Below are 11,629 nucleotides of genomic sequence, written 5' to 3' on the forward strand. Positions count from 1 at the left end.
CCGTTTTCTAACGTATCTATCTTTGACCGTGAGAACCTGAAGAAACTGTTCTCCGAATATCGCTACCCCGATGGCTCAGAAGTGGATATCGAGTACGTCATGCAAATCCAAAAGATCATCGCTGAGTTCTTTGCCAACGGTGATCCTGCAACCGGCCTGCCATACCGGTTCCCGGTTATGACGGCGAACCTGTGTGTTGGTGAAAATCGGCAGCCATTAGATGTAGATTTCTTGGACTTTATCAGCCGCATTAACGTCAAGCTCGGCGTGCTGAATATCTACGCCAATGAAGGTTCCAAGATTGCAATGTGCTGTCGTTATGTAAACGATACCGAACGGATGAGTTATCGAGCCGACAGTTTCGGGAACGGCGGTCTCAACATTGGCTCCCATCGGGTGGTGACCATCAACTTCCCACGGCTGGCATTAGATGCCCGTGATGAAAAGCATTTTTTCGAGCTGTTGGATCGTAGGGCGAGAATGGCGCGGGATCTGCTGTTGGTTCACCGGGAAGAAATACTACGTCGACGGGTAGAAAAAGGCTTCCTCAAGTTTTTCAAACCGCTCGGCTGGTTCTCGCTGGATATGCTGTTCTCTACCATCGGAATCCATGGTCAGTACGAGATGTGTGAATTTATGGGGATGCCGATGGAGAGCAATGAGGGTCAGGCGTTTACCGAAAAGGTACTGAAGCGGACAGAGGAATACGCCCAAATCTTCAGCCGAGAAACAGGTCATTCATTCAACACCGAGGAAATCCCTGCGGAAAGCACAGCTGTCACGTTGGCAAAAAAGGATCGGCTGTTATATCGGAAGCTACAGCCCTTTGAATTGTACTCGAATCAGTATGTTCCCTTGATCGCCGATATGGGGACCACCGATCGCATTCACTTGACCGGTCGTTTTATGAAGCACGTAAGCGGCGGAGGCATCCTGCATCTCAATGTTCAAGAGCGGATTACCGACCCTATTATAATGAAGAAACTCATCCTGATTTCCTTATCAGAGGGAGTCGAACACTTTGCCATCAACTATGGATTCGGGGTTTGCACTGGAGGTCATACGTCCATAGTGGGGACCGGTAAGAACTGCCCAATCTGTGGAGAGCCGATTGTTGATTACATGACGCGAGTGATCGGTTACTTCACAAAGGTATCTTCATGGGGAGATGTTCGGAAGAATTATGAGTATCCGAAGCGGCAATTTAATGAACTGCAGCAAGCAGGGTAGGAGGGACCAGATTGAGTATTGAAATCATTCGTCTTCATCGAGATGCAATTTTTCCGCAACGACAAACGGAGTTTTCCAGTGGTTTTGATCTCCATGCGTTAGGTATGTTACCTCCAGATGAGATTCACAATATCGAAAAAACGCTAGGGTATGGAGAGTTCGTGGTTTATCCAGGGGAAAGAATCTTGGTTCGGACAGGTATTGCCGTACAACTACCGGAAGGTATAGAAGCTCAAGTTCGACCTCGTAGCGGGTTGGCGTTAAAAGAAGGGATAACTGTGTTAAATTCACCGGGAACCATTGATGCTGATTATGCGGGTGAAATCAGAGTTATCCTTATAAATCTTGATTACGATCCGTTTCGGATTCGTCAAGGGGATAGAATTGCCCAACTGGTCTTTCAGCCTGTGTTATTCAATGTTGAATTTACGGATCATGAATCACTGCGAAAAACTCAACGTGGCTCTGGCGGATTCGGTCATACCGGTACAGAAGGGAGCAAAGCGATTGCCTAGATTTACAATTGACCTAAATCCTATCTGTTGGAACGAACGTGTTCATCTTGAACCGGAACGGCTCAACGATATTCGCCAGATAGAGCATTTTATCAATGAAAACTATGTCGAGCAAGGCTTTACTCCCATCCAACATGGCCGGGTCATCGCCTTGCGAGCTACCGACAAAGGCCGGAAATCCAGTGCTTTCGCATCGGCTCTGTATCTGGGTAAGTATGACGATATGGACAATACCGATCGATTTCTCAATGGCATGGTCAAGGCTGGTCATTCATATGAGCCTATCCGTGGTGAGACCGTTACCTTCCTTTACATCGGCGTGAGCAAGACGGTCTATGATCACCTTATCACCTACACCATCCGTAACCGCCGAATAGCTGGTGGATTCCGAGTGAATAAACCTTGGGGATTTGTGATTCCCAATGAAGCAAAGGATCCTTGGCTATACCATCGGATGATGGAAGATCAACTAGCACAATGTGAACAGCTTCAAAAAGAGCATCCCGAAGAATCCCTGCAAGCTATCCGATCGCTGTATCCCATAGGCGTAATGATGCCGCCGTTCATGCTGGATTTTTCCGAGGAGGCTCTGGTGAAGAATGTGTTCAAGCAGCGGATCTGGGAACGAGGCGCTCAAGGGGAAACTCGCGATGTAGTTAATTCCATGTTTGAGGCTGTCCGCACTCTGGACACCGAGAAGTGGGATACCTTGCGGGAATACCACGGTCCCCATATCGAGGGGCATAACCAGGCGATGAGGAAGTTACGGGAACAGCGATCGACCCTAAGGCAACTGGTGGCTAAAAACAACAACGCCCAGGCCGATGTGATGGACCTGGACGTGTATGAGTTGCTGATGGATACCGTGGGGAAGTTGCCGAAGACGATGTGGGATAAGGCGAGTTAATCATCGGCTTGAATCTTTTCGACTTTACTGTCGATTAATTCTTCTAATTCGTTTCTTAGTATAAATGATTTCAGTAACAACAATGCAAAGAACTCCAAATATCCTATTAATAACAATTCGGGAATGGATAGGTTCCAGCCTGCAATAAAGCTAATAATTCCGGTGATTAATGAACCCGTACCAGTATAAATAACAATTATTAGCAATATCAGAGTGATTTGGGTAGTTATTAGTTTTTCGAATTCTTCCCTCAATGACTTCCACTCCTAAAGAAAGGCTTATACGTAGCTTTTCTCGTTGTAATTGTTTTTATTTTGATAGAGGGAGTAATTTTCTGATGATAAAACCAAAAACCAACAATGTCCATACTGGTGACTGCCTTGAAGTCCTTAAATCCTTACCCGACAACTCCATCGACTCTTGTGTAACCGACCCACCGTATGGCCTCTCGAAAGAACCGAATGTCTGTGAAGTTCTCTCGAAGTGGATGGCCGGTGAGGACTATATTCACAGAAACAAAGGCTTCATGGGCAAAACCTGGGACTCATTCGTCCCGGGACCCGCCGTCTGGCGAGAGGTTCATCGCGTCTTGAAACCCGGCGGTCATATACTCTGCTTCTCTGGTACGCGTACCCAAGACCTCATGACCGTCGCCCTTCGGATGGCAGGTTTTGAAATCCGCGATGTTATTGAATGGCTGTACACCAGCGGATTCCCCAAAAGCATGGATGTAAGTAAGGCCTTCGATAAACGAGCTAGGGTGGAACGGCATATCATCGGTGAACGGGAAGTTCCTGATAAGCGTAACGGCCACGGCAGGGCGTATGGCTCGTCGCTGTTCGCTGGGGAACAGACAGGGAAGATCGTTCATTATATTACCGAGCCAGCGACAGACCTCGCTAAGCAATGGGATGGTTGGGGTACATCGATCAAGCCCGCACATGAGCCGGTAATAATGGCAAGGAAGCCCATGGAGGGCAACACTTGCGAGAATGTTGAACAGCACGGCACGGGTGCAATCAACATCCGAGACTGCCGAGTTCCATCTTACCAAACAGAAGAAGGACGATTCCCGGCCAACTGCGTGACCACAGATGAAGGCGAGTGGTACAGCCAATTCTTTAATATCACTCCCAAAGAAATCTCAAAGAAGTCCAGCAAGAAAGATCGCAACAGTGACTGGCAAGGTAACGTCGTCGACCTCGAAGAACGGCGCACCTATCCCGGCACAGGCCGTGGCGTAATAAACAGCAAGTACACCATGGACGGCCGTGAACGGAAGCCGGTAAAAAGTCGTAACCATCACCCGACCGTAAAGCCCGTTGAACTCATGGCATGGCTGATAAAACTGATTACTCCACCCGGCGGCATCGTTCTTGACCCATTCGGCGGTAGCGGTAGCACAGCGGTCGCAGCACGAAAGAATGGATTTAACTTCATATTAATTGAACGCGAAGAAGACTATGCCGAAGTGGCAAGAGCGAGGGCGTGCTGATGAGGAAAGTGATTGATTACCGTAGGGCTCTGGCGTTGGCAGAAGGGGAGGCCCGGTTGTTCATAACCTTCGTGAATGGCATGGCTAGACTGCGAAAGTCTCACAGTTTTTCACAACAAGACATTGAGTATTATCAACGATTGGCGAAAAGACTCAACCTTCTCAAACAATGGGAAGCCATCGATAAACAACATTCTGAAAGGAAGATTGCATAATGAAAATCGCTTTAACAGGGAAAATGCGTTCTGGTAAGGATGCTGTATCGGATTATTTGGTGAATCATTACGGGTTCAGAAAGTTCGCCTTCGGTGACGCCATTCGCAACCTCTGCAAAGAACTGTTCCCCAACTCTGATGAAGACGGTAAACCCCGTGCTTTGTATCAAAATGTCGGTCAAGCCTTACGTGATGTAGACCCCGACGTGTGGGTGAACTATGTATTACGTCAAATCGAAAGAGAAACCGGCCCGGATGATGATATCGTCATTACCGACCTTCGCCAATGGAATGAATATTTCTCCTTGCTGGAAGCTGGTTTTGAAGTGGTAAAAATCAATTCCTCAGCAACCACCCGGATTCGGCGAATTAAGCGATTGGGTGAGCCGATTGACTTGGCTCAGTTTAATCATGAAACCGAAAAGGCCGTCGATGAGTTTGACGCGGATTTCGAGATTACTAACGAAGGTACTCTGAAAGAACTGCACTGCTTAATCGACAATGCTTTACTTCATATAAATGAGGAGGTGGCGTAACTGGGGAAAGTAATTGATTTGTCTTCCAAGGAACGGCGATTGGATGATGCCTATCCATTAGACAGTGAACGGGGAATCTATGCTTTGCTCACCCAACTGCACCATGTCCGGGAATCCCGATTCCTAAGGGGAGATTACGACGCTAGTTTGTTATTGCTGGACTTAGCACAATCCATTACAGTAGCTAACTTGACACATCGGCAAAAGCAGGCGTTGAAGCTCGTTTTCATTAACGACTTCATTCAAAAGGACGCTGCCCATTGGATGAACATCTCACAACAGGCCGTCAGTGAGCATGTTCGCTCGGCAATTCAACGGATCGCTCAGGTCAATGAAGAGAAAGAGGTGGCATGATGGTATTTTCAATAGAATCGAACTATAAAGCTTCCTTCGCGAAAGCTGTAGACCTTTTAACTACCCAACAAATGCCGGTTCAATGGCGGGTTAAGGCAGTAGATGATCTAATTGAAGCGTATGTGAAACAAGTCGGCGAGGTACCCAATGACCGTCAACTAGAGCGACTAACAAACTACATCCTTCGAGATTCCAAAAACCAGCCAGATAAAGTGAGTAAAACCGAATATCCAGAACTCAATGAAGCTCAATGGAAGGTTCGCTCGAATAGAGAGATACCGTTGGAGCAAGTCGGCAATTTTTCCGTTGAAACGAAACGGGTTGGTGTTAGGTTTAAGCACCGCGATAAGTGTAGAAGAACCGCATGATTATATGCATCGTGAATGGGGAACGGATATCTTAACGATATTCGAGGGGGCTCCTCAGAAACGGGTGGATCAATGAGTCTAAAAGCATGGTTGCTGCTGTTATTGAACATCTCTCTAATTTTAACAGGGCAGACCCTTATCCGATTGGAGTTAGACAGAATGGGCGGTTTTGAGTTTGCAAACTTACTCAAAGCCGCCACGTCTCCCGGTATCCTTGGTGGCGTGGTTTTACTTACACTCGCTTTGCCAGTGTGGTTCAAGTTGCTAACAATGGTCCCATTCAGTACCGCATTCCCGGCACAAGGGCTCATTCATTTCCTTGGAATTATCGTTGGGTGGCTGGTGTTTTCGGAGTATGTGCCTACGGTCAGATGGATAGGTGGGCTTTTCTTGATGGTAGGGGCTTATCTTGTTTCTCTTCAATGATATGGGAGAGGGGGGAACGCCTAATAGCGATCCTCTCCCACGAACATGGAATCTTTTGTCCGCTTCACTAGATTATTACTCCTAGATATACTACGACTACCTCGGAACTCGTAAAATCGAAGGAGTAATGAAAATGACAGAATTCTATCAAACCGGAATGGGCAGAAAGTTCTACGAACGGGATGTTCCTAAAATTGCTGAATCCCTAGCCACCATCGCCGAACAACTGGCCCGGTTGAACCAGAACATCGAGAAGCTCAACGAGAACATGAGTAAGCCCAAACAGGCAGAATAACGCCCAACAGTCCCCCGGCAACGGGGGCTGTTTCGCTCTTTGATAACTAAAAAAGCCCACGCCAAATAAGCGACGGTTGTTAGATTAGAGAACCCTCGCTTGGTAAGTGGTCGGACGTATCCTCAGGTATGGATGGGCGGACTTCGCTGTTGGTTGTTAGGGCAGACTACCCTCCATGATTACCGGACAAAGTCGCCTATCGTCTTTTTGGGCAGACTGGCCTCTCTGTGGTATGGGCGAAGTTCGCTGATGGCTTACCGCAAACTGCCATGGCTGATGGTTTTGGTAACGTGGCCGGACTTCGCCAAGTCGGACTGGACGTAGTGCCTTTCGCAAACCTGCAAGATGTTCTAAGAACTATATTTACTTAGAATAATTTGCAGGTTACGCTGCCGTCGTAATCCACCGGGGAATCAGAATCTGCGGTCATCATCAGTGGACCCCAACCGGAACTCATAACCCAACCGTGAAGCAACGCTTCCCATATTCGATTTCCAAGAACTGATGGTTCAGCTTTTGGCGTTATCGACCTCCCTCGTATTGAGAGTAATGGCGGGACCGATATTCTCCAGATAGGCAGACCTCCTCTGCGGACTCGAGTTTGATTCGTCGCTGTCTTTAATTGAAGGAACCAGCCATCACCCGATAAAACTCCCCCTTATTATCCGGCCCATCATGCACTCGACCAAGATGAGATTATGTGAAGCAAAATGCGTGTCGTGTTGATTCGACGATAAAGAATCATTGCGGAATTTAATTTTTTATTTTTGTGGAGCCGGTTATGCCTCGATATTCATTCCCCCTAACTGCTGGCCCGTCATGCACTGGGCCTCAATGTGTGATATATGAATCAAAATGCGTGTCGTGTTGATTTTTAAGACGGTAAAAAATCATTTGCGGAATTAAATTTTTAATTTTTGTTGGGGGCGATATTGCTCGATATTCATTCCTCCTTGTTGGGCGGTTGCCGCAGTGACATCATCGCTCTAGTGGGGGAGAAAGTCAACATCAAATGACTTAGAATTTATGCTGCAAATACAAACAATTCCATTGAAGGATATGGCGGGTTGCTGTCGAAAAATTAATAAGATTTCTTTGAAAGAGGGGTATCTTAATGTTGAAAAGGATAATAGCAACTATTAACTGTTGTTTCTTAATAGGACTAATTACGGCCTGTAGCCCTATGTCCCACTCCCCAGTACAAACGATAAGCTCTAATGATCAAATAATGACTGATCGAACTAATCAGTCCGTTGATGAATTACAAAACCAACTTGAGTCTTATAAGGAGTTTAACAACATAGCACTTAAAATAATGACTCACGAACAAATAATTTCAGTCGCCGAGAAACTATGGAAATACTCCTTAAAATTAGACGATATTAATATTCCGGCGAATGGTATGATTGAAATCGATCGAACAAATTTTAGAATAGTTCTTTCTGAGAAAACACAGGCTTACTCTACGGTTCCAGTTGAAATTGAAAATCTCGGTAGACTTAAAGAGTTACATGCAAACGGTAGCTATAGTGAACATTTCAGGATAGTATCAAATACTCCCTATCATATTGAAGCTACAAGCGGTACTGTTGTTTCTAGTTATCAATACATATTCGAAAACATATCTCCGGGGTCTGTAATTGAACTGGAAATAACATCACAACTTCAAAAGCGTCTCGAATTAAATACGAATAGAATTCAAATTTTAGTAAAAAAAGCTTGATACCACTTTAGAACAAATAAACTAGTATATGCCAAGCCGAAGCATTATGGCTGGGTAAATAAAATATTATATAATCGCCAATTCACCGGGAATATGATTTAGAAAAAGCAAAAAGCGTGGCACCATATCGAAAGGCTCACGCTTTTTACTCTTTTAACAACCGACATCGTATCCATCTACGGGAAGGGGTAGGTAGCAAGCCGTCCTTCCGCTTTTGATCGCTATTTAATTGGAGGAAAGCCGGGTTCAAAGCGGCGATCCTGGTGATTGCTGTTATGGAGGGCCGCAACGACATCATCGCTCTAGATGGGGAGGAAGTCAACTGGTAAAAACGTGAGTCCTCAACTCAATGTTCATTCTGTGAAATGATGAACATAAAAAACCATCTCACGCCTTTGCTAATTGACACACGCTTTGGGTAGTAAAACTAAATCCATCATGTTACAATTATGTAAATTAAATTATCTAAAAATTGGTTAATTAGTGTTGACGCTAGGAGGGTTATAATGTCCGAGTTAGCATTAGCCTTGGTGGTAATTATTTATCCATTATTCTTCACCTTTCTGCTGGTAACTCACATCTCGGTTTGTAGTATCGTTTATAAAGACGCAAAAAGACTTGGTTATTCGGCGTTAAATATCTCGCCATTTTTGTGGGGTAGTATTTCATTTATACTTCCGATTTTCGGCATGGTCATTTACTGGCTTATGAATCATTCATCTCTTGCAAAACCGAGGGATTAGGTGAAATCAAATGTTAATACACTTCAAACATCTTTTCAGATATCGAACTCAAATCGCAATAGCACGTGTAATCCTTGGGATTACTTTGGGAAGTCTATCGTTGTTAATGTTATTGGCTCCTGATACTATTCGAAGATTATTTGGAGCGGATGTAACGATTCTTAACATAATAAATTTAAGCTTATTTATTATTCTAAGTGGATTACACGGTATAGCGAAAAAAGACCAATTAGTGAATCTCACTGATGCCACCAACGAGTTATTTGCTATTATGATGGGTGTTGTTATATTTCTTTATGTAATTGTTGTATTCTTTTCATTTTATAACTAGAGCCGCTTCCTTTTTTAATGCAAGGTAGTTCAAGCGAAGAATATCAACAGTACTTTATTAAAGCGTCACCGGCCCCACTGTTGCCGAACGCTTTTTTGCTTTTATGTAAAAAGAAGGAAATAAGCCTCGCCACATCGAATAAATACTCGCCAAATGTTGGAAGAGAGTGATTCCTGACGATGAAAAGCGAAGCAGATAAACTTCTGAAACTAATCCACAAGAAACGACATGAGGCCTCCAGGCTACTGCTAGCCCGTAGAATTAACCAAGCAATCCTTGTATCCCGTGAGGTGGACCGTCTCCGGGAAGAGTATTGCCGGTTGAAGTTCGAAGAGCAATTAAACCGAAGACCATACTTCCGCCGATATATTGGGAGCATGCTTTGAGAAAAGGAAGTGAATTTATTGGGTCAGCTTCTTACTATTTAGCGATTCAATGTCGAGCAATGCATATTTTTGCCGAAACTTGACGATAAATTTTGCTAAAGTTTGTCCAACATTTCATCGAATAAAAAGTTGAGGTGTTGGAAATAGAATGAAAAATAGCAAGCTGTTCCTAGTAAGGTTTTGCACTTTATTTTATTTGATGGGTTTTTTAGGGGTTTCAATAAATTCACCCAGGATTGAAACTTGGCAAACATTAGTTTACTTTTTATTACCGGCTATTGTTCGACTATTACTTGTCAATTACAAGTCAATAACTAGCATTTACCACGTACTATTAGGATTGCTCATGATTTTGGTAAAACTAACGTTTATTATTGAGTTCGGTTTATTAGTTATTACCTGGATTCATGATTTTCTTTTTACCAAAAAGGTATGCCCCGGAGTTACAATGAATAGATTCACTGGTATGTTAAGAATGTCTTTTACACTAGAAAGGTTATTTCATTACAGGAAGTCAAACTATTTAATCAACAAAAAGGAAATTGTAAAGCTATTAAAAAAAGACTTTTTAACATCTATTTCAAATCTTACCACCTATCGTGGACGTAAAATTAAAACTTCGACTAATTTAAAAATATTTAATTTAACATCTGTTCAACGACAGTCTTTAGGTATTATCTTTAATGAAAAAAAGCGGGAGGTACGCCCTCAACCTCTAGATAAATTACTTTTAATATCCAACGTTGACTTGTGGTATCTAATATTTGACATAAAGTTTTGGAAAGATGTTTTTCAGTTAGAAACGATTTGTGACTACGAAATAGTTATTTAGGAATTAAGGGCATCGAACTAACTTCAGACCCATCCAAAAACTTTGACTTCCCATTTCCCAAACTTTGAGATAACCTACACCTGCCTCCTAGAAATCAGTTGATCTGAAACAGCGAAAGGAGCAGGTGTTTCTTTATGCAATCAACACGCAACAAACCTGGACAAGGCTCGGTATATCGGCGAAAAGATGGCTACTATGTAGCCCAAGTCCACGTCGGCCAAGATGAAAACGGTAAAGCGAAGTACGCTCGTAAAACTTTCAAAGCTGAATCCGACGCTCTTGTCTGGCGAGACAAAGCTATCGTTGAGTACCGGTTAGGAACTTTTATCATTCCCTCGACCGTGACATTCGGCGAGTGGATGGATATCTGGCTGGAGCAGTACGCACGCCCAAACGTGCGTCCCAAGACTTATGAGTGTTACGAGTACATCAGTCGGCTTCACTTGAAGCCCAAACTGGGCAACATGAAGATTCAATCGCTGCAAACGACACAACTGCAGAAGCTCTTAAATGAAAAAAGACAGTCCGGCCTCGCAACGAGAACAGTTGAACTGATTCTCACCACCGCAAGAACTGCCCTCAAACAGGCCATTCACGATGAACTGATTAACAAGAACATCGCCGATTACGTCAGAAAACCTAAACCATCTCCCAAGCAGATAAGCGTATTCACCTTAGACCAAATGAAGGAATTTATGTTCATTGCCGAAGAAGACCGTCTCTGGATCGCTTTCAAACTGCTGCTCGGAACAGGGATGAGGGTAGGGGAGTTGCTGGCTCTAAAGTGGGGAGATATCAATCTCGAACGGGGTCATATCGATGTGACCAAGGGGACCGTGCTGGTCAAGAACGAGAACGGCCCCAATAAAACTCATCAAATCATCCAAGAGCCCAAAACGAAAAACGGCTATCGGAGGATTCCGATAACCGAAGATCTAGTGAGGCAGTTGAAAAGGTGGCAAGTATTGCAGTATATAGAACGGATGGCCGAAGGGGAGGATTATGAGGACGACGGGTTGGTCGTTACGACAAAGAAAGGCCGGATGGTCTCACAGCGTAACCTTGCCACGAAGTTTCATCGACTTCTGGCCAAAGCTGAGATTCCGAAGACCAATCTGCATTCACTAAGGCACACATATGCGACCCGACTGCTCGAAGCTGGGGTTCACCCGAAGGTGGTTCAAGAACTGTTGGGCCATGGGAGTATAAGGATTACGCTGGATACATACAGCCACGTCTTACCGGACGTTAAGAAACAGGCCATCGATAAAAT

The 11,629-nt window shown here is 44.4% G+C and carries 15 protein-coding genes; 14 read left to right on the forward strand and 1 reads right to left on the reverse strand.

The window, feature by feature from the left end; all coding sequences use genetic code 11:
• The 3 genes from H1S01_RS18810 to H1S01_RS18820 form a co-directional block, all read left to right on the forward strand.
• A partial coding sequence (locus H1S01_RS18810) for an anaerobic ribonucleoside-triphosphate reductase (RefSeq protein ID WP_188041936.1) occupies positions 1-1,230 on the forward strand: 1,230 nt, incomplete at its 5' end.
• Positions 1,231-1,241: 11 nt separating this feature from the next.
• Complete coding sequence (gene dut, locus H1S01_RS18815; protein WP_188041937.1) at positions 1,242-1,745, forward strand: dUTP diphosphatase; 504 nt, start codon at positions 1,242-1,244, stop codon at positions 1,743-1,745.
• On the forward strand, positions 1,738-2,652 hold the full coding sequence (locus tag H1S01_RS18820) for an FAD-dependent thymidylate synthase (RefSeq protein ID WP_207732420.1): 915 nt from the start codon (positions 1,738-1,740) through the stop codon (positions 2,650-2,652). The genes dut and H1S01_RS18820 overlap by 8 nt, the downstream gene beginning before the upstream one ends.
• Here the strand turns inward: H1S01_RS18820 and H1S01_RS18825 are convergent.
• On the reverse strand, positions 2,649-2,906 hold the full coding sequence (locus H1S01_RS18825; protein ID WP_188041939.1) for a hypothetical protein: 258 nt from the start codon (positions 2,904-2,906) through the stop codon (positions 2,649-2,651). The genes H1S01_RS18820 and H1S01_RS18825 overlap by 4 nt on opposite strands.
• Positions 2,907-2,989: 83 nt before the next feature.
• Here H1S01_RS18825 and H1S01_RS18830 point away from each other — a divergent pair, with 83 nt between their 5' ends.
• The 11 genes from H1S01_RS18830 to H1S01_RS18880 form a co-directional block, all read left to right on the forward strand.
• Entirely contained in the window at positions 2,990-4,147 is a 1,158-nt protein-coding gene (locus H1S01_RS18830) for a DNA-methyltransferase (protein ID WP_188041940.1), read from the forward strand.
• On the forward strand, positions 4,147-4,362 hold the full coding sequence (locus tag H1S01_RS18835) for a hypothetical protein (protein ID WP_188041941.1): 216 nt from the start codon (positions 4,147-4,149) through the stop codon (positions 4,360-4,362). The genes H1S01_RS18830 and H1S01_RS18835 overlap by 1 nt, the downstream gene beginning before the upstream one ends.
• On the forward strand, positions 4,362-4,898 hold the full coding sequence (locus H1S01_RS18840) for an AAA family ATPase (protein WP_188041942.1): 537 nt from the start codon (positions 4,362-4,364) through the stop codon (positions 4,896-4,898). Before H1S01_RS18835 ends, H1S01_RS18840 begins: the two co-directional genes overlap by 1 nt.
• An 18-nt stretch (positions 4,899-4,916) precedes the next feature.
• Complete coding sequence (locus H1S01_RS18845; protein WP_243237441.1) at positions 4,917-5,252, forward strand: sigma factor-like helix-turn-helix DNA-binding protein; 336 nt, start codon at positions 4,917-4,919, stop codon at positions 5,250-5,252.
• The gene (locus H1S01_RS18850) at positions 5,252-5,620 is read left to right on the forward strand and encodes a hypothetical protein (protein ID WP_188041943.1); all 369 of its coding nucleotides are present in this window, start codon (positions 5,252-5,254) and stop codon (positions 5,618-5,620) included. The genes H1S01_RS18845 and H1S01_RS18850 overlap by 1 nt, the downstream gene beginning before the upstream one ends.
• Before the next feature lie 72 nt (positions 5,621-5,692).
• Positions 5,693-6,046: a hypothetical protein gene (locus H1S01_RS18855; RefSeq protein WP_188041944.1), complete on the forward strand. Its 354-nt coding sequence runs from the start codon at positions 5,693-5,695 to the stop codon at positions 6,044-6,046.
• Between the two features lie 133 nt (positions 6,047-6,179).
• On the forward strand, positions 6,180-6,341 hold the full coding sequence (locus H1S01_RS18860; protein ID WP_188041945.1) for a hypothetical protein: 162 nt from the start codon (positions 6,180-6,182) through the stop codon (positions 6,339-6,341).
• 1,114 nt (positions 6,342-7,455) lie between these two features.
• The gene (locus H1S01_RS18865) at positions 7,456-8,064 is read left to right on the forward strand and encodes a hypothetical protein (protein ID WP_188041946.1); all 609 of its coding nucleotides are present in this window, start codon (positions 7,456-7,458) and stop codon (positions 8,062-8,064) included.
• A 506-nt stretch (positions 8,065-8,570) separates the two neighbouring features.
• Positions 8,571-8,807 carry a hypothetical protein gene (locus tag H1S01_RS18870; RefSeq protein WP_188041947.1) on the forward strand — a complete coding sequence of 79 codons (237 nt, stop codon included), beginning with the start codon at positions 8,571-8,573 and terminating at the stop codon, positions 8,805-8,807.
• 100 nt (positions 8,808-8,907) lie between these two features.
• Positions 8,908-9,138, forward strand: coding sequence for a hypothetical protein (locus H1S01_RS18875; RefSeq protein ID WP_188041948.1), 231 nt, complete (start codon positions 8,908-8,910; stop codon positions 9,136-9,138).
• Positions 9,139-10,490: 1,352 nt separating this feature from the next.
• On the forward strand, positions 10,491-11,629 hold a 1,139-nt coding region (locus H1S01_RS18880; RefSeq protein WP_188041949.1), incomplete at its 3' end, for a tyrosine-type recombinase/integrase.

Origin of the sequence: Heliobacterium chlorum, assembly GCF_014502795.1 — a bacterium.
Lineage (GTDB): Bacteria > Bacillota > Desulfitobacteriia > Heliobacteriales > Heliobacteriaceae > Heliobacterium > Heliobacterium chlorum.

Coding starts and splice junctions, on each gene's coding strand:
- H1S01_RS18830 (WP_188041940.1), top strand. CDS start 2,990: ATGATAAAACCAAAAACCAACAATGTCCATACTGGTGACTGCCTTGAA.
- H1S01_RS18835 (WP_188041941.1), top strand. CDS start 4,147: ATGAGGAAAGTGATTGATTACCGTAGGGCTCTGGCGTTGGCAGAAGGG.
- H1S01_RS18840 (WP_188041942.1), top strand. CDS start 4,362: ATGAAAATCGCTTTAACAGGGAAAATGCGTTCTGGTAAGGATGCTGTA.
- H1S01_RS18850 (WP_188041943.1), top strand. CDS start 5,252: ATGGTATTTTCAATAGAATCGAACTATAAAGCTTCCTTCGCGAAAGCT.
- H1S01_RS18855 (WP_188041944.1), top strand. CDS start 5,693: ATGAGTCTAAAAGCATGGTTGCTGCTGTTATTGAACATCTCTCTAATT.
- H1S01_RS18860 (WP_188041945.1), top strand. CDS start 6,180: ATGACAGAATTCTATCAAACCGGAATGGGCAGAAAGTTCTACGAACGG.
- H1S01_RS18865 (WP_188041946.1), top strand. CDS start 7,456: ATGTTGAAAAGGATAATAGCAACTATTAACTGTTGTTTCTTAATAGGA.
- H1S01_RS18870 (WP_188041947.1), top strand. CDS start 8,571: ATGTCCGAGTTAGCATTAGCCTTGGTGGTAATTATTTATCCATTATTC.